Raw genomic sequence first — 22,282 nt, 5'->3', positions numbered from 1 at the left:
TCACCGGCCGTGGCCGAACACACTGGGGTTGGCGGCCACCACCCGGTGCCAGTCGGTGTCGTGGGCGAAGCGCACCACGAGCCAGCCCAGATCCTCCAGGCGGTATTCGGCCTGAAGGTCGCGCATGGCCTGGTGGTCGCTGTCGTGGTGGGGGCCGTCGACGAACACGGCGACGTCGGAGCCGTTCAGCCGGTACACGAAGTCGGGCCGGGCCAGCGCCTGGGCGATCGTCACCTGGGCGTCGTCGGGCACGCGGTAGCCGCCGTCGCGCAGCATCGCCAGGAAGTCGCGTTCCAGGCCGCTCTCGGAGCGGCTGTCCAGGTCGGCGAGCTGCTCCTCGGCGCTCGCGGCGTCGCCGCCCACGGCTTCGGTACGGCCGCCGGCCAGGGCCAGCAGCGGCTCGACGGCGGAGAGTCGGTCGATGCGGGTGTGGTCCTTCTGGTTGGTGTAGGAGAGCAGGCAGTCGTAGCAGCCGCGCTCGCAGCGTTCGGTGGTGCCTTCGGCGCTGCCGCGGTCGGTGCCGTCGGCGTCGGTGTGGATGATGTTGAGCGCTTCTGTGGCGACGCGGGCGAGGGTGCCGGGTTCCTCGCGCAGGCGGCGCAGGACCCCGGCGCCGCCTTCGGCGCTTTCGATGAACAGCATGCGGCCGCGGTGGTCGGGGTCGGGCAGGTCCTCGCTGGAGAGTTCGGCGTCCTCCAGTTGGAAGACGGCTTCGATGCCGCGTTCCAGCGCGTAGCGCAGGGTGACCGCCTCTTCCTCGCTGAGCTGGGAGGCCCAGCGCAGCACCAGGATGTTCTTGCTGTCCTCGACGTAGGGGGTGACTTTGGCGGTCTTCTTGGCGTCTTTGAACGAGCCCAGGCCCTCTTCGTCGGGGACGGCTTCGGTGGCTTTGGCTTCGCTGAGCCAGCGGCCGGTGACCGGGTCGATCCAGAAGCCGACGTCGTTGCGGTTGCGGCGGCGGCGACGGCCCATGTTGATGACGCGCACGGTGGCGGTGTCGCCGTAGACGAGGTCGGCCAATGCGGCGCCGTCGGCGTCCTTGGCGGTGGCGGCGGCGCGGCCCGAGCGGGCGCCGTGCTCGGAGAAGCGGAAGGCGGTGCGCAGTTCGAAGCCGGCGCGGCGGCGTTCTTCCTCGTCGGAGGAGATGCGCTGGCGCCGCACGGTGTAGACGGTCTCCAGCCGCATGAGGTCGGACATGGTCGAGCTGAGCTGCTGCCCGCACTCCTGGCACTCGTCGGTTCCGGCCTGGCGGTCGTGCCAGTAGCCGCAGGCCGCGCAGATGCGGGCTTCGGCGGTGCTGAGGTCGCCGCCGTCGGTGGGGACCTGGATGCTGGTGACCTCGTAGCGCTGGCCCTCGTGGTAGATGAGCGCACCGGGGCCGAACTCCGAGACCGCGATGAAGCGGGGACGCTGGAGGTAGGTGCCGCGTTCGCGGCGGGCGGGGATGTAGGCGGCCAGCGGCAGGCGGGGGAAGGAGTAGCCGGGCAGGAAGCCTTCGGAGGCGAAGTAGCGGTAGGTGTAGAAATCGCTGAATTGGTGGTTGTGGTCCTGGTTGAGCAGGAGCTGCTGCTGGGTCTCGGCGTGGCCGCGGCGTGCCTTGGCCTCGCGGATCACCCGGGGGCTGTTGGAGGTGTCGATGACGTGGCGGTTCTGGGCGCGCTGCTCGGTGAGCGCGGCCTGGTAGAGGCCGCGCCAGCGGTCGCAGACGGTGTCGAAGCGCCCGGGTGCGGCGCGTACGACGTCGTCGACCCATTCGTCGTACCACCAGGGGCTGGTGTGGACTCCGGTGTCGGCCAGGACCGCGTGGGCCCGGCTGACGGCGCGGCGCTGGGGGGCGGGGTCGTTGACGGTGCTGGTGATGTGCTGGCGCAGGGCCAGCGAGGGCATGGTGTCGGAGTCGGCGGCGACGTCGAGGATGTCGCCCATGCCGCTGTTGAGGTGGGCGCCGGTCTCGGCCAGCCAGATCGCCTGGACGTGGGAGCGCACCAGGTCCTCGTTGGCCAGGTCGAGGCGGGGCGGTTCGACGCTGCCGGCCACCATGCGGGCCGAGCGGCGGAAGTAGTACTGGTCGTGGGCGCTGCCGGTGGAGCAGTAGGTGGTGACCAGGGCGGGCTGGCCGCTGCGGCCGGCGCGGCCGGAGCGCTGGGCGTAGTTGGCCGGGGTGGGAGGGACGTTGCGCATGCCCACGGCGTTCAGCGAGGAGATGTCGACGCCGAGCTCCATGGTGGGCGAGCAGAACATGAGCTTGAGGGTGCCCTCGCGGAAGTCCTGCTCGCGCTCGCGCCGGTCGTCGGCGGGGACCTGGGCGGTGTGCTCCTTGGCCTGCAGGCGGCGGAACCGGTCGGAGCCGGCGCGGTAGAGGTCGCGGAAGTAGGCGTTGACGTGGGCGCCGGCGTCGTCGTCGACGACCTTGCGCAGCGGGTCGGACACGCCGGACTCGCCGGTGCCGGCCCGCCAGATCAGGCCTGAGGACTTCAGCCGGTAGCCGGTGGCCGAGCGCTTCTCCTCGATCGGTGTGAGCAGACCGAGCCCTGTCAGGACGCCCACTAGGTCGTCGATGACCAGCTGGGCGTCGTCGAGGGAGATGGCGCCGGGCACCGCGTGGGCGAAGCGGCCGGGGTGGCGCAGGTAGCGGCCGAAGGCGCCGCGGGCGGTGATGTGCTTGTCGGTGCGCAGTTTGCCGGTGCGTCCGGGCTCGGTGTAGACGGTGCCGGGCTGCACCCGGTCCTCGCCCGGTGACAGTGCCCAGGGGTCGCGCAGGGACTGGTTGGACTGGTTCTCCAGGCGCTCGTAGCCGGCCTGGGTGAAGGCGTCGACGTCGACGGCCAGGGCGCGGCGGAACTCGTCCAGCAGGATCTTGGCGAGCCGGTAGCGCAGTTCGGGGGGCGCGTCGCGCAGGAGGGCCGAGATGTCCCGGTCGGTGCCGGGGCGCTTGTCCCAGCTTTCCTCGTCCTCGCTGATCTCGGCCAGGTCGGTGTAGTCGAAGCGGAGCAGGCCGGTCTGCTCCAGGTTGGGCATGGTGACCCGCCAGCCGTCTTTGAGGTCGGTGTAGATGCGGTAGCCCACGACGTTGCGCAGGGCGGCCAGCACCGCCTCCTTCTGGGAGAACTTCACGCCGGGGTTCTGCGCGAACTCGTCCAGCGGCAGGTCGAGGACGTCGGTGACGCGTTCGGCGACGGTGTCGTGGCGCAGGCCCGTCTCGCCTGCCTGCTCGGCGGCGCGGTGCAGGGCGGCGCGGATCTGGGCGACCTGGGCGAAGTCGTTGAAGTGGCCGGCCTGCAGCGAGGCGTCCTGGCGGTTGTCGACGAAGGTGAGCAGTTTGCGGGCCTCGGGGGCGAGGTCGCGCTGGTGCTCCAGCCCGTGCACGACGCTGCCGCTGACCAGCGTGACCGCGGAGCTGCGGCCTTCGGCGGCGAAGGTGGCGAGTTTGGCGAAGTCGTTGGAGCGGGGTTCCTCATAGGAGACGCGGCAGCGCAGGCAGAAGCGGAAGGGGGCCTGCACGTACCAGGCGCGCAGGCCTTCGCCGGGAGTGGTCTCGTAGCCGGCGGCGTCGATCCACTTCTGCTGGGGGAGCTTGTCGCGGAACCGCGGGAGCACCTGGCCGGCGCCGTCGTCGCCGACCGACCACCAGGAGTCGGGCAGGCGCCCGGCCTCGATCGGGTCGGCGGGCCAGGGGTAGTCGTCACAGACGTAGAGGTAGCCGTTGACGTCGTCGCCGCCGCCGGCGTCCTGCTCCTGGCGGGCTGAGTAGGAGGGGGGAGCGGTGGTCTTGGTGGAGCGCGCCACGACGATGTACTCCTGGCCGCATTCGCGGCAGAACGCCAGCGGCAGTAGCGCCTTGTCACGCCGCCCCGGGACGCTGACCTGGTACTTGCCGGTGACGTAGCGCTCCCGCGGCGAATCCAGGCTCACATAGACGGTGTCGCCTTTGGACAGGAACTGGTGCAGCCGGAACGCGAAGAGCGGGCGGCCCGTTTCGGAATGGCGGGCGCGGGCGCCTTGCTGGAGCGTCTCCTGAATCGCCGTCTCGCAGCGCCTTCGCCCTTCCTCGCCCTGGGCACCCGTGGTCTCGGCCAGGGCGCGGGAGGCTTCGGGCAGGGTGGTCGGAGGGCTGCGCACCAGGCGCGGCGGTGCTCCGGGGTGCTCGGCGGGTTCTTCCGCCAGGCCGAAGGTGGACTCGATCCAGCAGGCCAGCGGGTCGGACGCCAGTTCGGAATAGCCGTGCGCGGTGGTGCCCTGCGCCAATGCGGCATCCACGGCCCCGCGCAGCTCGGCGGTCGAGGGGGAGGGTGTGTCGGTGTTGCGGCGCAGGGTCTCGCCGATGACCCGTTCGGGCTTGACGTGGGTGCCGAAGAGCCGGGAGGCGACACCGGCCACGCTGCGCTGGGCCTCGGCGAAGGTGCGGCTGGAGGCCATGGTGGCCGAGGTGCCGATGAACTGCAGCTCCGGTGCGTTGCAGGCGTCGCGCAGCCGGCGCACGAGCAGGGCGACGTCGGCGCCTTGGCGGCCGCGGTAGGTGTGCAGTTCGTCCAGGACGAGGAAGCTCAGCCCTTGGGCGGCGCCGAGCAGTTGGCCCCGCTCGTGGGGGCGGGTGAGCAGGTACTCCAGCATCACGTAGTTGGTCAGCAGGATGTCGGGCGGGCGCTTGAACACCTGGTCGCGCTGCTCCTGGTCCTCCTGGCCGGTGTAGCTGGCGAAGCGCACCTTCTGCCCGCTGCGGGACAGGCCCCAGGTGAGGTACTTGGTCAGCTCGTGGTGCTGGCTGTTGGCCAGGGCGTTCATGGGGTAGACGACGATCGCCTTGATCTGTCCCGGGCGGGGGTCGCGCAGTACCCGGTCGACGATCGGCAGGATGTAGGCCAGGCTCTTGCCGGAACCGGTGCCGGTGGTAAGCACATAGCTGTCGCGGGTCTTGGCGGCCTCCAGCGCCTCGCGCTGGTGGCGGTGCAACGTGAGCGATCGCTCGCCCGGGTCTTCCGCGTGCTTCTTGTCGCGGAAGAAGCGCTCGCACTCGGGGCGAAGCACGCCTTCGTCGGCGAGTTCGCCGACGGTGCCGCCGGAGGCGAACCCCGGGTTGAGGGAGAGCCAGGGGTCGGGCCAGCGGACCTTGTTCTCCTCTTCCTGCTTGAGGTAGTCGGCGATTCTCTGATCACGTACTTTCACCAGCGAGCTCGTGTACTCGCTGTAGTCTTTGATCAGTTCCTTGTGAACAGAGAAGACGTCCATTCGCCACCCACGCCCTATGTGCGGAGTTCCCGCGCGTTCTGCCATCGGCGGGCAGCGCCGCTGCCCGAGCCCCATAGGTAGCACAGCGTGAGGACAGAACGGAACGGAAAGGTCAATGTGAACCCGGCGGCCGGGACCGGCCACGGCGGACTGCCAGCGCGACGCGGTTCTGCGATCCACTTGTCAGAGGATCTCTCTAAAGTGGGGGTCTCGTTCAGATGCGGAGCATCCCCTGCCCGAGCCGCTCGCCTTATGTGGAAGCGCCGCTCGGGCCTGCGCCTCGGCACCCGCACACCGTCGGCAGAGGGACGCCCGCCGATACGGCCCCGGTCGGAGGGAATGTGGGCGACAAGTACCGTGCTGCGGTTATCGCTGCGGAGCAGCGTGCGGTCGACCACGCCTATCGCTGCTTCGAAGACAGCAGGCAGGAGACCACGCGACTCAGGGACAATCCCGCCGGGGCGAGCACCAAGGACAACAGCGATCTGCGGAGGAGTCACCAGAAGAAACTGGAATCGTATGACTTGCGCGGGGAGTCCCTGGTAACCGCGCGAGTGGATCTCCAGGAGAGTGGCGAGCCTGAGACGTTGTATGTGGGTAGGCGCACCGTCCGCGATGCGGACCGCAACATCGTGGTCGTCGACTGGAGGAGCGACGCGGCCGTTCGGTGGCAGACCGCCGATCAGCGCAATCCCGGCGGCATCCGGCTTCGGCGCGTTCTGAGATGCCGTGCCGCCCGGGTCATCGACTACTCCGACGAGGTTCGCCTCGGGAAGGATTCGTCAGCGGGCCGTACCTCGTCTGCGGCTCATACCGCGAACCGGGAACACGCCGGATCGGCCGTCGACCCATTCCTCGAGGAGGAACTGGACCGGGTCCGAGGCGCGGCGATGCGCGACATCGTCGAGACGATCCAGCGCGCGCAACTGGCCCTCGTCGCCGACGATCGTCCAGGGGTGCTCGTCATCCAGGGCGGCCCCGGAACCGGCAAGACCGCGGTCGGCCTGCATCGGCTGAGCCGGCTGCTGTTCAAACAACCCCCTCACGTCGGCAAGCTGCGCCCTGACGAGATCCTGATACTGGGGCCGCATCAGGGGGTTCTCGACTATACGAAGGACGTTCTGGCCTCGCTCGACTGCCGGGGGGTGCACACCGCTACCCCCCACGACCTGTGGCCCGGACCGTCGGCCCCCGACGCGTCGCCGCTCAGGAATTCGGTGAAGGGCGACCTGCGGATGGCCGAGGTTCTTGCGCGGGCCGTCCACAACCTCGTTCAAGAGGCCCTGCGAAAGCGGCCCCGGGATCGCGCGTTCACGGCGACAATAGGTGAAACGTCGCTGAACGTCGCGGGCATCGAGATCGCTGAGGACATCGACCGCGCTCGTCGAGCGGCGGGGTCCTTGCAGGAACAGCGCAGCTTCTTCCGCAACTATCTCGTCGAGCGCTTGATGCACGGTGCCCTGCGGCGTCGGCCGGAATGGAGGCACGATGCGAACCTCCGTGCGCGTATCGAAGCGAGCAAGGATGTCGTGAACCTCGTCAACGCCGTCTGGCCGAATTTCACGCCCAAAGGCGTGTTGCGTCGGCTGTTCTCCGATGCCGCGTTTCTGCGTGGGGCCGCGGAGGGAATCCTCACCGACGAGGAGCAGCGGGCGTTACTGGCTGCGCCGCAGCGCAAGGCGGACACGCACTGGACTCGCGACGACCACGTCTGCATGGAGGAGCTGAACCGGCTCATCTCGGGGGTGCTGCCGAAGCACTACCGCCACCTCATGGTCGACGAGGCGCAGGACCTGACGCCGATGCAGGCGCGCTTGCTGGCGCGTCGCTGCCGTACGGGATCGATGACCGTCCTCGGCGACCTCGCGCAGTCGAGCGGCGCCTATCGCCACGCGCAGTGGTCACGGATCGCTGAGACACTTGCCGGAAACCACGGTTGGCACCTGGCCGAACTGGAGGCGGGTTACCGGGTGCCCAGCTCGGTCATGGAGCTTGCCTCGCCACTGGCCGAGGCCATAGCCCCCACTACGCGGGTGCCGCGATCGGTCCGCCCCGCGGAATCCGGATCGCTGCGGACAGTTCCCGTTCCCGCGGAGCACCTACTGAGCGACGTCGAAGAGCGCGTGCTGGCACTGCGGGAGACGACCACCGGGCCACCGCGCTCGGTCGCCGTGATTCTCCCGGACGACGATGCCCGAATCGCGGAAGCGGCCGAACGGTTCGCCGGTGACGCGCCCGAGGGCGCGCCGGCGGTTCGGTGTCTGGGCGCGTCACAGGCCAAAGGGTTGGAGTTCGACCATGTGGTTGTGGTCGAGCCGGCCGCGATCGCCGGAGAAGGATCGCAGGGCCTCGGGCGCCTCTATGTCGCTCTCACGCGATGCACTCAGTCGCTCACGCTGGTGCACGCCCATCCGTTGCCTGCGGAGATGGCCGAAGCGGCTTACACGCTGCTCAGAGACCGGATCGTGCAACGGCGCTGTAGCCGCTACCACATCGGCGGTGCTCGCTGCGAAAACGCCACGACCGAGCCCGACGGCTGGTGCCGACACACGGAGTGCGGCGGATATCGCACCAGCACCCCGTCGGATGATCCCCACAGCCGCGCAGGGCTCTCGATGCCTGCGGGGGCAGACCGCGAGGCCAGGCTCGACGTGGATCCCGAACGCATAGCTCGAATCAGGATCAGCAGGACGGCTTTGGACGGCTTCCTCTCGGACCATGGGGGAGCGCCCTACGAGGCCGAGGCCGAGCTCCGCGCCATGCTGGCGGACGTGTTGCACGACGGGCGCCATGCCCGTCAGGACGACGGCTACTGGGTGCTGGACCACGACGGTTACCGGCTCATGCTCAGCCCTGACGCCGACGCGGTGACCGGCTACCGGACCATCCATCTGGAGCGCAGCTACGCTCAGCTCAAAGCCGGTGTCGCGTCCCGTATCGGCCGCAAGGGCACGGCCAACCGCCGCGCGGCGCTTCGGGAGCGTCCCGAGCCGGGGCCCGCGCTGACCGACTCCGCCGACGTCGCCGCCGTGGACCCCGAACGGGTCTACATCACCGCGCAAGCGCACGATCGATTCCATCAACTGGTCCCTGAGAGCCGCGAGCTTTCCGACGCGGAGTTCGACGCGATGGTTCGCCGCTGTCTCGGCCGCGATCTCACGACCGGGTCTGTTCGAACCGAGGAGAACATCCACCGCATCCTCGGAGAACTCACCTGGCTCATGTCCCGGGACGGGCGAAGCGTCCTGTCGCTGCGGCCGCCGGAGGAGACTGCGGATCCGGTCGAGGGAGTCGAGGACGAACCCCGGTCGGCGGATACGGATAGTGCGTCAACGACAACGGATGCGGAGTCCGGCGTGCGTAGCGCAGACGAGACGACAGCGAGCGATTCGGCCGATCCCGGGGACCTGCACGCCTTCGTGGCGGCGGCCGCAGAGGCCGGTCATCAGGACACCAGGCGCAAATCGGTTCGCTACAAGCTCCTGGGGGAACTGTTCGACGCGGAATGGGACGAACCTCCTGACGAGACCGGACTCGCCGACATCGTCGCGACCTCGTCGGCCGGTTGCCTGCACTACGAGGTGCTGGGGGAAGGCGGGCACACCTACGCGGGGATGCGCCAGGGAATGCTGCGCGCCATGGAAGCCCGCCAAGCCGACGGGATCCAGGCCGACCACACCTTTCTCGTGCTGCCATGCCCGCCGGCAGAGCCCTGGTCGGTCGCGGCGATCTCCGCGATGTCCGGCTTCCTGGTCGTCTGGCGGATCGAGGGCGGCTGGGACGGGCACCGGGTGGCGCTGGCGCTGGGCAAAGACGGCTGAGCGCCCAGTCCCCGTCACCGTCGTCGGCGGCTCACCCCAGCTCGTGGCCGCGGGTGCTGTCGACGTGGGCGGGGACCTCCTCGCCGGTGCGGTCGCCGGTGCTCAGGGTGCCGGCGGATTCGACGAGGAGGAGGGAGGCGCCCTCGGGGGAGGAGGGGCGGTGTTCGACGCCGCGGGGAACGCAGAAGGCCGAGCCGCGCTTCAGGGACACGGTGCGCTCGCGGCCGTGCTCGCGCAGGCCGATGTCCAGGCGGCCGTCCAGGACGAGGAAGAATTCGTCGGTGTCGTCGTGGACGTGCCAGATGTGGTCGCCTTCGACCTTGGCGAGGCGGACCTCGTGGTCGTTGACGCGGGCCAGGACGTGGGGGCTCCACAGCCGGTCGATGGCGGCGAAGGCGTCGGCGGTGGCGACCGGGCCGGGCGCGGGGGCGGCGTGCGCGGGTTTCGTGGCGGCGGTGTGTTCGCTCATGGCAACCATGCTCGCGGCTGGCTCCGCGGCCGCGGAAGTGCTAGGAATCGCATATGGCGCACGAATCCTCGCAGCGCGGCGACACCGCCGAGCGGTCCGCCGGGCGCGACCGCCCGCACCGCGTGGCCATGATCGTCGACGAGGGGTCCAACCCCTTCGAGATGGGCGTGGCCACCGAACTGTTCGGGCTGCGCCGCCCCGAGCTGGGCCGCCCCTGGTACGACTTCACGCTGTGCACGGCCCAGTCGTCGGTGCGCATGCACGGCGGCATGTTCTCCCTGTCCGGCGCGGCCCGTCTGGACGCGGCGGCCGAGGAGGCCGACACGGTGATCGCGCCCAACCGGCCCGACCCGCAGAACCGCCCCGCCGACGCCGTCGTCGGCGCCGTTCGTCGCGCCGCCGCGCGCGGCGCGCGCCTGGTCAGCCTGTGCACCGGCGCGTTCACGCTGGCCGAGGCCGGGGTGCTCGACGGGCGCCGCGCCACGACGCACTGGCGCTGGAGCGAACTGTTCACCGCCCGGTATCCGCGGGTGCGTCTGGAGCCCGACGTCCTCTTCGTCGACGACGGCGACGTGCTGACGGCGGCGGGCAGCGCGGCGGCGCTGGATCTCGGCCTGCACCTGATCCGGCGCGACCACGGCGCTCAGGTCGCCAACGCGGTCAGCCGCCGCCTGGTGTTCGCCGCTCACCGCGACGGCGGCCAGCGCCAGTTCGTGCCGCAGCCGGTGCCCGAGGTCGCCGACGCTTCCCTGGCCCCGCTGCTGTCGTGGGCCCAGGAGCACCTGCACGAACCGCTGACGGTGGCCGACTTGGCGCACCGGGCCGCGGTGAGCCAGGCGACGCTGCACCGCCGGTTCCGCGCCGAGGTGGGCACCACTCCGTTGGCGTGGCTGACCACCGAGCGGGTGGCGCTGGCCTGTCGGCTCATCGAGCGCGGCGAGGTCCGCATGGCGGCCGTGGCGCGCGCCAGCGGCCTGGGCAGCGCCGCCAACCTGCGCACCCGGATGCGCCGCAGCACCGGCCTGAGCCCGGCTGCCTACCGCGCCCGCTTCGGCCCCGCGCGGCCGGCGTGACCGCAACGCGGGGCCGCGTGCCGGGGCCGGCCCTGCCGACTGTGGCGGCGGCGGTCTGGTGCAGCCGCTCCTTCGCCGGTCAGGCCCGCAGCATGCTCAAGGCCGCGGCGCTTTGGGCGAGGCGTGCACCCTGTGTGCGTGCCGCCGTCAGCACCGCCTTGGCGTAGTCGGGGTCTTCGGCGGCCCGGCTCTCGACCTGGCTGACGCCGTAGGGGTTTCCGCCGGCGGCGTGAGCGACCTCGTAGTCGGCATATCCGGTCGGCAGCACGAGAGCGCCCCAGTGGTACATGGTGTGGTACAGCGATAGCAGCGTGGACTCCTGGCCGCCGTGGTGCTCGTAGCTTCCGGTGAATCCGGTGGCGGGCTTGCCGACCATCTCGCCCGCCTCCCAGAGTGCGCTCGTGGTGTCCAGGAACTGCCGGAGCTGGGAGGCCATGTTGCCGAACCGGGTCGGCGTGCCGAACGCGTACCCCTCGGCCCAGATCAGGTCCTCGTGTGCGGCGGCGGGAATGTGCGCGGTGGCGTCCAGGTGCGCGCGCCAGTCGGGGTTCGCGTCGATCACGGACTCCGGAGCCAGCTCGGGGGCCGTGCGCAGCCGCACGGCCGCCCCCGCGTCGGCGGCACCGTCGGCGAACGCCTCGGCCAGGCGGTGCATGTTTCCGGTGGAGGAGTAGTAGATGACGGCGATCCGCGTGCCGTTGGCGTCCATGGTTTCCTGCTCCTTCGGTTGCGAACGAATCGGTTCCACGGTGGCCGTGCGCGCTTACCGCCCGCTGATCACGGACTTACCGTCGGCTGCGCGCCATTGCCGTCGACTAGCATCGGCCGCATGCGATTCGGGGTGCTCGGTCCGCTGGCGGTCTGGGACGCCAAGGGGGCTTTGGTCCGGGTCTCCGGCGCGAAGGTCCGGGCCCTGCTGGCCGATCTGCTGCTGCACGAGGGGCGGCCGGTGCCGGCCGACCGGCTCATCGACGACCTGTGGGGCGAGGCGGTGCCGGGTAATCCCACCGCCGCCCTGCAGGCCAAGGTCTCCCAGCTCCGGCGGGCGCTGGAGCAAGCCGAGGCGGGCGGGCGGGCGCGCGTGCAGTCCGGGCCCGCGGGGTATGCGCTGCGCGTCGATGCCGACGACCTCGACACAGCCCGCTTCGCGGCGCTCGCCGCCCGGGCGCGAGACAGCGCCGAGCCCCGGCACCGCGCCGAACTGCTGGCCGCGGCCCTGGACCTGTTCCGCGGAGGCGTCTGCGCCGAGTTCGCCGACGAGGAGTTCGTCCGCACTGCCGCCGCCCGGTGGGAGGAGAAGCGGGCGACGGCGATCGAGGAGCTGGCGGAGGTGCGGTTGGACCTCGGCGAGCACCGGCTCCTGGTCGCAGAGCTCGAACCGCTGGTGCAGCGGTACCCGCTGCGTGAGCGGCTGCGCGCGGTCCACATCCGCGCCCTCTACCTCTCCGGACGGCAGAGCGAGGCGCTGGAGGCGTACGGCCACGTGCGTGACCACCTGAGCACCGAGTTGGGGCTGGACCCCGGCCCGGAGCTCGTCCGGCTCCATCAGTCGATCCTGGAGCAGGACCCCCGGCTGCGGGCGGCGGAGTCCCCAGCCGCAGCGCGTCCGCGCTCCAACCTCCCCCCTGCCGTTCTGAAGGAGCCGTTCACCGGCCTCATCGGACGCCGGGAGGCCGGCGCCGAGGTACGCGCCAGGCTCGACGCGGGGCGGCTGGTGACCCTGGCCGGGCCGGGCGGGGTCGGCAAGACCCGGCTGGCGGTCGAGACGGCTGCTCGGGCCGCGGAAGACTTCCCCGACGGTGTCTGGCTGGTCGAACTGGCTGCGCGCAATCCGGGGACCGACGGGGTGGAGGCGCTCGCCGACGCCGTGGCCTCGACCCTGGGAATCCGCGAGGACGCCGCGTTGGGCGCGCCGCACGGCGAAGAAGCGCACTTCGGAGTCGTCGACCGGCTCACTAAGGCGCTGCACGGCAAGCGCCCGCTGCTGATTCTGGACAACTGCGAGCACCTGATCGAGCCGATCGCCGAACTGGCGGGGCTGCTGCTGGGCGCCGTCCCGGAGATGGGCATCCTGGCCACCAGCCACGAACCCCTGGGGCTCGCCGCGGAACTCGTCTACGCGGTGCGGCCGCTGGAGCTGCCTTCCCCGGACGCCGACGCGGCCGAGCTGGCGGGCAATCCGGCCGTTCGCCTGTTCACCACGCGCGCAGGGGCCCAGGCGCCCGGATTCGCGCTCGACGCGGGCAACGCCTCCGCGGTGGCGTCCATCTGCCGACGGCTGGACGGCATTCCGCTGGCGCTGGAGCTCGCCGCCACACGCGTGCGCACCTTCGGCGTCCACGAGCTGGCCAACCGGATCGGCGACCGCTTCCGGATCCTCACTACGGGCCACCGCAACGCCCCGGCGCGCCATCAGACGCTGCGGGCCATGATCGACTGGAGCTGGGAGCTGCTTCCCGGGCCCGAACGGGCCGTACTGCGCCGATTGGCCGTCCACGCCGAGGGCTGCACGCTCGCCGCCGCCGAAGAGGTCTGCGCCGGCGGTGGCATAGAGCGGACCGAAGTGCCCGACCTGCTCGCCCGACTGGTCGACAGGTCGCTGGTCGCTGCGGTCGAGGTCGCCACGGGCGGTGGGCCGCCGACGGTGCGCTACCGCCTCCTCGAATCCGTGTCCGCCTACTGCCGCGAACGCCTGGAGGACGCCGGCGAGTCCGACGACATGCGCCGCAGACACGCGGAGTTCTACACGCGGCTGGCCGAATCGGCCGAACCGCATCTGCGCGGGTGGGAGCAGCAGGAATGGCTGGCGCGGTTGGACGCGGAGGCCGCGAACCTGCGCGCCGCGCTCGACACGGCGGTGCGGACCTCCCGCGCGGATCTGGCGCTGCGTCTGGTCGACGCGATGGCGTGGTACTGGTTCCTGCGCGGCCGGCACGGGGAGGCGCGGCGGTCCCTGCGCGCGGCGCTGGAGGCCGGCGCGGACGGCCCGGTCCTCGCACGGGCCGCCGCGACGGCGTGGGCGTCCGGTGTCGCCTTCCTGACCGGCCAGACCGATCCCGCCGCCCACAGTGAGCACGCCCTGGAACTCTACGACCGGATCGACGCGCCGCTCCGGCGGGCGCGTGCCCAGTGGCTGCTGGCGTTCAGCCGGTCGGGGGCGGGGGATCTCGACGGCAGCACGCGGCTGGTCGCGCAGGCGCTGACGGCGTTCCGCGGCCACGGCGACCGATGGGGCATCGCCGCGGCACTGGGCACCCGCGCCGAGCACGCCCTCGTCCAGGGGGATCTGGTCGCGGCGCGGCAGGACAGCGAGGCGAGCGCGGCGCTCTTCGAGGAACTCGGCGACCGCTGGGGGCAGGCCTACGCCGCGCAGACCCGGGGTATGCTCGCCGAGGTCGCCGGCGACTACGTGTTCGCGGCACGCCTGCACCGGCGCTCGCTGCGCACCGCCGAGGAACTGGGGCTGTGGCCGTCGGTGTCCATGCAGTTGGCGAAACTCGGACGCCTGTCCCTCCTCGACGGCGACATCGCCGAAGCCGACGAGTTCCACGAGAAGGCGCGGAGGCTCGCCGCGGAGCAGGGCAGCGGTTCAGGAGAGGCGTTCGCCCTTGTGGGCCTGGCCCTGGGCGCGCGGCGGCGGAACCGGCTCGACACCGCCGAGGAGTACCTGCGTCGGCTCCTCGACTGGAACCGGCGCATCGCCTACCAACCCGGAGTCGCACTGGCGCTGGCCGAACGGGGGTTCGTCGCGGAACTGCGCGGCGACGCCGAAACGGCGGCCGCGCTGCACGCCGAGGGCCTGTCCGCTGCCGAGCAGACCGGTGACCCCAGGGCGGTCGCCCTGGCCCTGGAAGGGCTGGGCGGTGCCGCCGCGGCGGCGGGCGATCATCGGCGCGCCGCCCGGTTCCTCGGTGCCGCGGCGGCCCAGCGGGAGTCGGTGGGGGCGCCGCTACCCGCGGCCGAGCGTGGCGACGTCGATCGCGCCACCCTGGCCGCCCGCACCGAGCTGGGCGCCGACGCCTTCGACGCGGACTTCGAGCGCGGCCGCGACGGTGCGGTCTGCGGATCGGCGCCGAGCGTGCCCGGCTGAGTCGGCGACCGGGTGCCCCATGGGTCGGACTCCTGCGCCCGCGCCGGGACGCCTTCGGTCGCGGCCGATCACCGGCGGTGGCGGTGCTCGGCGACCGCCACCGCGCCGAACCGGGCGCCACCCCGCTGGCGTGGCTGGCCGCGGAGGGGGTCGCGCGGACGGGCTCAAATCCGCCTGCGGGCGTGCAGGACGGCGTCGGTCAGCATGCCCCCGTGGCCGTGCTCGCCTCGATGGCCCGGCACCGGGCGGGTTCGGGCCTCGGCGGCCAGGATCTCCCACCGGTCGGCGTCCAGCAGTGCGGCGATCTCCTCTGGTGCGAGGTAGGCGTCGGCCCGGGCCGCGTGCTGGGGATCGCCGGGGTGGTGCCCGACCAGGACGAGTGTCCCGCCGGGAGCCACCGCCGCCGCCAGCCGGGCGAACAGCGCGTCGCGCCCCTCGGCGGGGTGCACGTAGTGGGTGCACACCAGGTCGAACGCGTCCGCGGCGGGCGTCCATTCGGTCAGATCGGCCCGCACCCAGGTGATGCGGTCGGCGATTTCGGCGCCGCCGTCGCGGGTGCGCTCGCGTGCCTCCTCCAGGGCGGCGGCGGAGATGTCGACCGCCGTCACCTCCCAGCCGGCCGCGGCCAGCCAGCCGGCTTCCGCCCCGTGCCCGCAGCCGGCGTCGAGCGCCCGGCCGGGGGCGAGTTGCTCGGCCGCGGCGACCAGGTGCGGGTTGGGCGGGGCCTCGCCCCCGCCCGCGCCGCCGTGAGCGCGGTAGTGCTCCTGCCAGTAGTGTTCGTCGAACGCTTCGGACACGCTCGGTCCCCCGTCCCCTCGTCGTCGGATATCTGCCGGTCACAGGCCGTGGCGGTGCTCGGCGGCCACCGCCGCCTCGCTCAGCCGCGCCTCGGAGGCGCCGGAGAACGGCTCGTGCAGCGCCTCGACCGCGCGGCGGGTGTCCTCGGCGGTCAGGTCGCCGTTGATCTGCGCGCCCGCCCAGGCCCCCGCTGCGGCGGCCGCGCCGACCTGGGCGACGAGGTCGGTGACGTTTCCGGCCAGCCACACCCCGGGGACATCGGTGCGCCCGGCGGTGTCGGCGGGGATGTACTCGCCCATGCCGCCGGGGTGCTCCACCGGGTGCAGTCCCAGTTCCGCCAGGAAGCCGGCGCGGGCCCGCATCCGCGATGCCACGGCGAGCACCTCGCGGGCCACCAGCCGGCCGTCCGCCATCCGCAGCCCGGCCAGGCGGTCCCCGGCGGTCTCCAGCGCCGCGACCTCGCCCTCGACGACGCGGATGCCGCGCGCGGCCAGCTGCTCGGCCTCCTCACCTGAGGGCGCGGTCGTCGTGTGGGTGAAATGGGCGACGTTGGCGCTGAGCTGGCGGAACATCAGCGCCTGGTGCACCGACATCGGACCGTTGGCCACCACGCCGATCGCCCGGTCGCGGACTTCCCAGCCGTGGCAGTAGGGGCAGTGCACCACGTCGCGGCCCCACCGCTCACGCAGCCCCGGGATCTCGGGGAGTTCGTCGACCAGCCCGGCGGCCACCAGCAGGCGCCGGGCGCGGACCCGGCGGCCGTCGGACAGCGCCACGGCGAAGGCGCCGTCCTCCCGGCGGGCGGCGGAGCCGACCTCGCCGGATACCACGTGGGCGCCGTAGCCGCGGACTTCGGCCCGGCCCAGTTCCAGCAGCTCCTGGGGCGCCATCCCCTCGCGCGCCAGCAGTCCGTGCACGCCTTCGGCCGGGGCGTTGCGGGGTGCGCCCGCGTCGATCACCGCCACCGAGCGCCGCATGCGCGCCAGCATCAGCGCACCGTTCAGCCCGGCGGCGCCGCCGCCGACCACCACGACGTCGTAGTCGCTTCCCAGTTCATCGCTCACCGCGATCACCTCCACCCGGATCATGCAGAGCGGACCCCTCGCAGCGCAAAGTTCCTTGCCGGAGTGGCAAAAGTGGCAGACTGGCGGTATGGACAACGAGCTCGACCAGGCACTCGACGCCGTCGGTCCCCGGCTGCGCGCGCTGCGCCGCAGGCGGGAGACCACCCTGACCGACCTGTCGGCGCAGACCGGCGTCTCGGTCAGTACCCTGTCGCGGCTGGAGTCGGGAGCGCGCCGACCGACGCTGGAACTCCTGCTGCCCCTGGCCAAGGCCTACGGCGTCACTTTGGACGAGCTCGTCGACGCCCCGCCCACCGGCGACCCCCGCATCCACATGCGCCCGGTCGAGCGGGCGGGCATGACCATGCTGCCGCTGACGCGCCGCTCCGGCGGCATCCAGGCCTACAAGCTGATCCTGCCCGCCGGCGCCGACCGCCGCGATCCCGTTCCCCAGACCCACGAGGGCTACGAATGGCTCTACGTCCTCAACGGCCGGCTTCGCGTGGTTCTGGGCGAGCACGACCTGGTGCTGGTGCCCGGGGAGGCCGCCGAGTTCGACACCCGCGTGCCGCACTGGTTCGGCGGCGCCGACACCGAACCGGTGGAGATCCTCAGCCTGTTCGGCAAACAGGGCGAACGCGCCCATCTGCGCGCCCGGCCCAAGGCCAAGCAGGAGCCGCAGGACGACTGAGCCGTGCGGCGCGGCCGGCGAGCGGTCGGGCGCGGCTCTTGTCGGTTCTTCGATTTGGCCCGGTGCGGTTTGTGCCTCCTAGCGTCGGGGACGGCAGAGTGCGCCGGCCCGCCCGCGGCAAAGGGCCGGCCGGCGCAGTCGACCAGACCGGTCGCCGGGCGGGTGCCCGGCGCGCCTACCAGGGGGAGAACAATGGCACGCATCCTGTTCGTCATCACCGGGGCCGACCACTGGACGCTGTCCGACGGCACCAAGCACCCCACCGGCTACTGGGCCGAGGAGGTCGCCGCCCCCTACCGGGTCTTCACCGACGCCGGACACGAGGTGGCGGTGGCCACCCCGGGCGGTGTGCAGCCGGTGGCCGACGGCGCCAGCCTCGCGCCCGAGGCCAACAGCGGCGAGGAGGGCGCCGCGGCCGTGCGGCAGGCGCTGGAGACCATCGAAGGGCTGCGCAGCCCGCTGCGCCTGGAGGAGGTGCGGGTCGGCGACTTCGACGCGGTGTTCTACCCCGGCGGCCACGGCCCCATGGAGGACCTCGCGTCCAACGGCGACTCGGCCCGGCTGCTGCGCGCGACCCTGGAGTCGCGCACCCCGCTGGGCGTGGTCTGCCACGGCCCCGCGGCGCTGCTGGCCACCGCGCCTGCCGGCAGCGAGTCCCCGTTCGCCGGGTACCGGCTGACCGGCTTCACCAACACCGAGGAGACCCAGGCCGGGCTGGCCGACAAGGCGCCCTGGCTGCTGCAGGACCGCCTGGAGGCCCTGGGCGCCGACTTCGCCGAGGGGGCGGCGTGGGCGCCAAACGTCGTCGTCGACGGCACCCTCTACACCGGCCAGAACCCGGCCTCCTCGGCGCCGCTGGCCAATGAGATGCTGACGGCGCTGCGCTGAGGCGCACGCCGGACGCGCCGGAGGCCGCGGCGCCACTCAGCAGGGCCGCGCCGCGGCCTCCGGCCACTGTCGACCCGCCATGGGTTGCGCCCGTTGGCCGACCGCCGTTTCGCCCGTCTCACCGGGGAGGGCTAGCGACAGGTGCGCTCGGCCGTCACGACGGGTGGCGGCCGACGAAGCCGGCCAGCCGCGTGTAAGCATCGGCGTCGTCGGGCACGGGCACCGCAGCTCCGAACGGTCCCTGCTCGCCGCGCGCCTCGGACGGCTCGAAGCGGGCGAACCAGGCCAACGCGTCGGCGGCAAGGGCCTCGTCGAGTCCGGTGCGCCGATTCGTGGCGTGCGCGAGGTCCCAGGAGTGCACCGTGAACTCGTGGGTGTAGGCGGTCAGCGCTTCCCGCCCCGGCAACGTCGCCCACGGCAAGGCGATCCGCCGGTCGAGCACGGCGTCGTCGCGCCACACGTGCTCGACCTCGGCACGGGCCCGCCTGAAGGCGCCGGCGTGGTCGTCGGCGACGTCGACCACGTCGGGCACCTCAGCGGCGCTCCGCCCGGCGCCCAGGCGTGCCAGCTTGTCCAGCACCGCGACCATGTGCCCGCACAGTGCGCGGACGTCGTACTCGGCGCAGGGGGTGGGTGCGGCGAGTTCGCCGGGGAGTACCGCGGCGACCAGGTGATCGGTCTGATCCAGTGCCCGGTCGAACCGGGGGCGGGGATCGGTGGTTTCGGTGTGCGTCGTATCCATCGCGTGGACGCTACCGAGACCTGACGACAATGGGCGGCCACCCGCCCGAGCCGGACGTCCTCGGCATGCCGCAGGCGGGTGTGCGGCAGTGCGGCCCCGGTCGGCAGCGTCGCCGTCGCCCCGCGCGGGGGCGCCGCAGCGTGCCTCAGGAGGTCGCTGCGCCGGACTCCGCCAGCAGGCGGTGCACCGCCGCCTCCAGTGCGGACCGCTGGGCGGAGTCGAGCACCGCCGTCATGCGCTCCAGTTGCCCGCACACCTCGTGATGCACGGCCCAGCCCAGGCGCTTGCCCTCCTCGGTCAATCCGATGCGGCAGGCGCGGCGGTCACGCTGGTCACGCTCGCGGGCGGCCAGGCCGCGGCGCTCCACGCGGTCGATCAGGCCGGTGAGGCTGGACTTCTCCAGGTTCAGGGTGCGTCCGAGGTCGCCCATGCCCATCGGGCCGGTACTCAGGATGCACAGCAGCCGGGCCTGCTGGGGTGTGAGCCCGTACTCGCGGGAGACGTCGCCGAACACGCGGTCGACGGTCGAGGACAGGCGCACCAGTGCCTCGGCGCCGGTGATCGCGGACCCTGTGGCCTCTGTCATGCCGCCACCCTAGTTGACGGAAGTTCGTCTCGCGAACTAATTTGATTCGCGATACGAACAGTACGCATTACGAACATAATGGTCCGGGAGTGCCCATGACCCCCACTGTGGCCGTCATCGGCGGCGGATACGGCGGCATCAGCGTCGCCGCGCAGCTCGACGCCGCCGCCGACGTGGTCCTCGTCGACCCCCGCGACGCCTTCGTGCACAGCACCGCCTCGCTGCGCAGCCTGGCCGACCCCGCGTGGATCGACCGGATTTTCCTGCCCTACGACCGGCTGCTGAGGCGCGGGCGCGTGGTGCGCGACCGCGCCGAACGCGTCGACCCCCGCGGCGCCGTCCTCGCCTCCGGAGAGCGGATCGACGCCGACTACACCGTCCTGGCGACCGGATCGGGATACCCCTTCCCCGCCAAGTTCGCCGAGCACGACAGCGCCCGCGCCAAAGCCCGCATCGGCGCCGCCCACCGCGAACTGGCGCAGGCGCACAGCGTCCTGCTGCTGGGCGCCGGCGCCGTCGGCCTCGAACTCGCCGGCGAGATCAAGGCCGCCTGGCCCCGGACCGCCGTCACCGTCGTCGAACCCGGGCACGACATCCTCTCCGGCGCCTTCCCCGACGAGTTCCGCAAGGAGGTGCGCCGCCAGCTCGAAGCGCTGGGTATCGAACTCCTCCTGGACACCGCCCTGGCCGCCGAACCCGCGACCGAGCCCGCGCACCGCGAACCCTTCACGGCCGCCACCCGCGACGGTGCCCTCCTCGGCGCCGACATCTGGTTCCGCTGCTACGGCGTCAGCGTGGAGTCGGACTACCTGGCGCCGGAGCTCGCCGCCGCCCGCGGAGCGCGCGGCCGCATCGCCGTCACACCCGAACTGCGCGTGCCGGGCCAGGAGCGGGTCTTCGCCATCGGCGACCTGGCCGAGACCGCCTCCGAGACTCAGACCGCCGCCACCGCCCACGCCCACGCCGACACCACCGCCGCCAACATCCGCGCCATGATCGCCGGCGACCCGCCGAAGCCCCACCCGCCCCGGCCCGCCGGCATCGCTTTGCCCCTGGGCCCCGACGGCGGCGCCGCCTACCGCCCCGACCTCGGCCTTCTCGACGCCGAGACCACCGCCGGTATCAAGGGAGGACACATGAAGCTCGACACCTACCGCGACCTGCTCAACCTGTCTTGAAAGGCCCGAGCCCACCCAACGGCCCGGCCGCACACCACGCACCCGGTGCGGGCGGGCCGCACCCCTTCGACGTCGACCCCCGGGCGCTCGCCCTGTGCGAGAGTTGCGCCGTGTCCCCAAAATTCCCCTTCCTGCCCGGCGGGGGTGGACCGGCCCTAGACAAGCCCTGGACCGGTGCGGGTTCGAGGCCGACCGGGTAACATCCCCGAGCGATACCGGGAGCAAGGTGGGAGACCGTGGGCGAGCAGGAGACGCAGGCGAACAGGTGGGCCGCCCTCACCGGCGGCGAGCAGGGGGCGCGCTACGCCGCCCGGTTCGACGCGCTGGCCGAATCCGGGGCCGACGTCCACGGTGAGGCGCACTTCTGCGAGGAGCTGCTGAGCCCCGGATCGCGGGTGCTGGACGCCGGGTGCGGTGCCGGGCGAGTCGCGATCCGGCTCGCCGAACTGGGGCACACCTGCGTCGGCATCGACGCCGACGCCTCCATGCTCACCGAGGCGCGCCGCCGCGCGCCGCGGATGACGTGGCTGCAGGCCGACCTCGCCGATATCGAAGGGCTCGGCATGGCGCCGGACTTCGACATGGCGGTAGCGGCGGGCAACGTCGTCCCGCTGCTGGCCCCGGGCACCGAGCCCGCGGCCGTCGCCGGGCCGGCCGCCCTGCTGCGGCCCGGCGGCCTGCTGGTCGCCGGCTTCGGCCTGGACGCCGCGCACCTGCCCCTTCCCGAGGCCCCGGTCTCGTTGGCCGACTACGACGCCTGGTGCGCCGACGCGGGACTCGTACCGGTGAGCCGGCACGCCACCTGGGACGGCGACGACTACACCGGCGGCGGCTACGCCGTGAGCGTGCACCGCCGCGCCTGAGCGGGGCCGGGCAGGGCCGCCGGAACGGGCCGGCCCCGCCCGTGCGGGCAACGCGGTTCGGGCGTATCAGCGGCGGCTCGGCCGTTGTCGGCCCGACGGAAGCGGATGAGGCACGCCCGGACGTCTATCGCGCCGATCCGAGCCGATCCGCCTCGGCGGCCGCGGGACGCCACATCGGTTGCAGCCGCGGCCCGCCGGGCAACTCGATCGGATCGCCGAGGTCGGCGAACCCGACGCGCGAATACAGTCTCCGGTTCCGCGGCGAACTGGCCTCCAGGTAGGCCGACGCGCCCTCTGCGTCCACGCGCCGCAGGTGCTCGTCCAGCATCGCGCCGCCGACGCCCTGCCCGCGCCGGTCCGTGTCGACCACGATGTTCTGCAGGTACCAGTACGCGCCGGACTGGGGGTGGCGCTGACCGCAGAGCTCGATCAGCTGCTTCATCCGGTCGGCGTAGTCGCCGTAGAACCGCTCGACGAACCGGGCGCCCTCCGCCTCGCCCGGCTCCGGCGTGCCGGTGGCGGAGTGGTCGATCCGTTCCCAAAGAGAGATTCCGGCCACCACCCCGGGCTCGTCCTCGGCGATCAGCAGTTGCCCGGAGTCGAGGACGCCTGCAAGGTAGCCCGCCATCGCCTCTTGCCGGGGACCGCCGGTGAGCTGCCGACGCGCGTCCTCGTCGTCGATCACCCAGCTCAGTACCGGGTCGTGCAGGTTGGCCGCGGTGTAGGCCGCGGCCACCGCGGGCAGTTCACTCCGCTCGGGTCGGCGGACGGTCATGGGATGGTTCGCCATGTC

The 22,282-nt window shown here is 72.4% G+C and carries 15 protein-coding genes; 7 read left to right on the top strand and 8 right to left on the bottom strand.

Going from position 1 to position 22,282, the window contains the following annotated elements; genetic code table 11:
- Positions 1-5,226 carry a DEAD/DEAH box helicase gene (locus tag EKD16_RS12620; RefSeq protein ID WP_131098559.1) on the bottom strand — a complete coding sequence of 1,742 codons (5,226 nt, stop codon included), beginning with the start codon at positions 5,224-5,226 and terminating at the stop codon, positions 1-3.
- A gap of 341 nt (positions 5,227-5,567) precedes the next feature.
- Here EKD16_RS12620 and EKD16_RS12615 point away from each other — a divergent pair, with 341 nt between their 5' ends.
- A complete protein-coding gene (locus EKD16_RS12615) occupies positions 5,568-9,047 on the top strand; it encodes a HelD family protein (protein ID WP_165498558.1) in 3,480 nt (1,159 codons plus the stop codon).
- A 31-nt stretch (positions 9,048-9,078) separates the two neighbouring features.
- Here EKD16_RS12615 and EKD16_RS12610 read toward each other — a convergent pair whose 3' ends face one another.
- Complete coding sequence (locus tag EKD16_RS12610) at positions 9,079-9,516, bottom strand: cupin domain-containing protein (RefSeq protein ID WP_131098557.1); 438 nt, start codon at positions 9,514-9,516, stop codon at positions 9,079-9,081.
- 122 nt (positions 9,517-9,638) lie between these two features.
- Between EKD16_RS12610 and EKD16_RS12605 the strand changes: the two genes are divergently transcribed.
- Positions 9,639-10,589: a helix-turn-helix domain-containing protein gene (locus EKD16_RS12605; protein ID WP_207391559.1), complete on the top strand. Its 951-nt coding sequence runs from the start codon at positions 9,639-9,641 to the stop codon at positions 10,587-10,589.
- A gap of 79 nt (positions 10,590-10,668) precedes the next feature.
- On the opposite strand, the gene wrbA is transcribed toward EKD16_RS12605, so the two are convergent.
- Positions 10,669-11,298, bottom strand: coding sequence for an NAD(P)H:quinone oxidoreductase (gene wrbA / locus EKD16_RS12600; RefSeq protein ID WP_131098555.1), 630 nt, complete (start codon positions 11,296-11,298; stop codon positions 10,669-10,671).
- 120 nt (positions 11,299-11,418) lie between these two features.
- Between wrbA and EKD16_RS12595 the strand changes: the two genes are divergently transcribed.
- A complete protein-coding gene (locus tag EKD16_RS12595) occupies positions 11,419-14,679 on the top strand; it encodes a BTAD domain-containing putative transcriptional regulator (protein ID WP_131098554.1) in 3,261 nt (1,086 codons plus the stop codon).
- A 164-nt stretch (positions 14,680-14,843) separates the two neighbouring features.
- Here EKD16_RS12595 and EKD16_RS12590 read toward each other — a convergent pair whose 3' ends face one another.
- Both EKD16_RS12590 and EKD16_RS12585 read right to left on the bottom strand, forming a co-directional pair.
- A complete protein-coding gene (locus tag EKD16_RS12590) occupies positions 14,844-15,476 on the bottom strand; it encodes a class I SAM-dependent methyltransferase (RefSeq protein WP_131098553.1) in 633 nt (210 codons plus the stop codon).
- 39 nt (positions 15,477-15,515) lie between these two features.
- Entirely contained in the window at positions 15,516-16,565 is a 1,050-nt protein-coding gene (locus tag EKD16_RS12585; RefSeq protein ID WP_207391287.1) for an NAD(P)/FAD-dependent oxidoreductase, read from the bottom strand.
- Positions 16,566-16,629: 64 nt separating this feature from the next.
- On the opposite strand from EKD16_RS12585, the gene EKD16_RS12580 reads away from it, so the two are divergent.
- Positions 16,630-17,232 (top strand): helix-turn-helix domain-containing protein, encoded by a 603-nt coding sequence (locus tag EKD16_RS12580; RefSeq protein ID WP_131098551.1) that lies wholly within the window; start codon positions 16,630-16,632, stop codon positions 17,230-17,232.
- A gap of 192 nt (positions 17,233-17,424) precedes the next feature.
- A complete protein-coding gene (locus EKD16_RS12575; RefSeq protein ID WP_131098550.1) occupies positions 17,425-18,120 on the top strand; it encodes a type 1 glutamine amidotransferase domain-containing protein in 696 nt (231 codons plus the stop codon).
- 154 nt (positions 18,121-18,274) lie between these two features.
- Here EKD16_RS12575 and EKD16_RS12570 read toward each other — a convergent pair whose 3' ends face one another.
- Complete coding sequence (locus EKD16_RS12570) at positions 18,275-18,862, bottom strand: TIGR03086 family metal-binding protein (RefSeq protein ID WP_131098549.1); 588 nt, start codon at positions 18,860-18,862, stop codon at positions 18,275-18,277.
- Between the two features lie 145 nt (positions 18,863-19,007).
- Positions 19,008-19,448, bottom strand: a complete 441-nt coding sequence (locus EKD16_RS12565) for a MarR family winged helix-turn-helix transcriptional regulator (protein ID WP_131098548.1) — start codon at positions 19,446-19,448, stop codon at positions 19,008-19,010.
- Between the two features lie 95 nt (positions 19,449-19,543).
- Between EKD16_RS12565 and EKD16_RS12560 the strand changes: the two genes are divergently transcribed.
- Both EKD16_RS12560 and EKD16_RS12555 read left to right on the top strand, forming a co-directional pair.
- Positions 19,544-20,626 (top strand): FAD-dependent oxidoreductase, encoded by a 1,083-nt coding sequence (locus EKD16_RS12560; protein WP_131098547.1) that lies wholly within the window; start codon positions 19,544-19,546, stop codon positions 20,624-20,626.
- A gap of 236 nt (positions 20,627-20,862) precedes the next feature.
- Positions 20,863-21,489, top strand: coding sequence for a class I SAM-dependent methyltransferase (locus tag EKD16_RS12555; RefSeq protein ID WP_131098546.1), 627 nt, complete (start codon positions 20,863-20,865; stop codon positions 21,487-21,489).
- 124 nt (positions 21,490-21,613) lie between these two features.
- Here EKD16_RS12555 and EKD16_RS12550 read toward each other — a convergent pair whose 3' ends face one another.
- Positions 21,614-22,279, bottom strand: a complete 666-nt coding sequence (locus tag EKD16_RS12550) for a GNAT family N-acetyltransferase (RefSeq protein WP_131098545.1) — start codon at positions 22,277-22,279, stop codon at positions 21,614-21,616.
- Between the last annotated feature and the right edge of the window lie 3 nt (positions 22,280-22,282).

The organism is Streptomonospora litoralis (assembly GCF_004323735.1).
Classification (GTDB): domain Bacteria; phylum Actinomycetota; class Actinomycetes; order Streptosporangiales; family Streptosporangiaceae; genus Streptomonospora; species Streptomonospora litoralis.
Note: the sequence above shows the minus strand (reverse complement) of the source record. Positions and strands in the feature narration are given on the sequence as shown.

Excerpts from the sequence above, each read along its gene's own strand:
- EKD16_RS12620 (WP_131098559.1), bottom strand. The coding sequence starts at position 5,226 with ATGGACGTCTTCTCTGTTCACAAGGAACTGATCAAAGACTACAGCGAG.
- EKD16_RS12610 (WP_131098557.1), bottom strand. The coding sequence starts at position 9,516 with ATGAGCGAACACACCGCCGCCACGAAACCCGCGCACGCCGCCCCCGCG.
- wrbA (WP_131098555.1), bottom strand. The coding sequence starts at position 11,298 with ATGGACGCCAACGGCACGCGGATCGCCGTCATCTACTACTCCTCCACC.
- EKD16_RS12595 (WP_131098554.1), top strand. The coding sequence starts at position 11,419 with ATGCGATTCGGGGTGCTCGGTCCGCTGGCGGTCTGGGACGCCAAGGGG.
- EKD16_RS12585 (WP_207391287.1), bottom strand. The coding sequence starts at position 16,565 with ATGATCCGGGTGGAGGTGATCGCGGTGAGCGATGAACTGGGAAGCGAC.
- EKD16_RS12580 (WP_131098551.1), top strand. The coding sequence starts at position 16,630 with ATGGACAACGAGCTCGACCAGGCACTCGACGCCGTCGGTCCCCGGCTG.
- EKD16_RS12575 (WP_131098550.1), top strand. The coding sequence starts at position 17,425 with ATGGCACGCATCCTGTTCGTCATCACCGGGGCCGACCACTGGACGCTG.
- EKD16_RS12570 (WP_131098549.1), bottom strand. The coding sequence starts at position 18,862 with ATGGATACGACGCACACCGAAACCACCGATCCCCGCCCCCGGTTCGAC.
- EKD16_RS12565 (WP_131098548.1), bottom strand. The coding sequence starts at position 19,448 with ATGACAGAGGCCACAGGGTCCGCGATCACCGGCGCCGAGGCACTGGTG.
- EKD16_RS12560 (WP_131098547.1), top strand. The coding sequence starts at position 19,544 with ATGACCCCCACTGTGGCCGTCATCGGCGGCGGATACGGCGGCATCAGC.
- EKD16_RS12550 (WP_131098545.1), bottom strand. The coding sequence starts at position 22,279 with ATGGCGAACCATCCCATGACCGTCCGCCGACCCGAGCGGAGTGAACTG.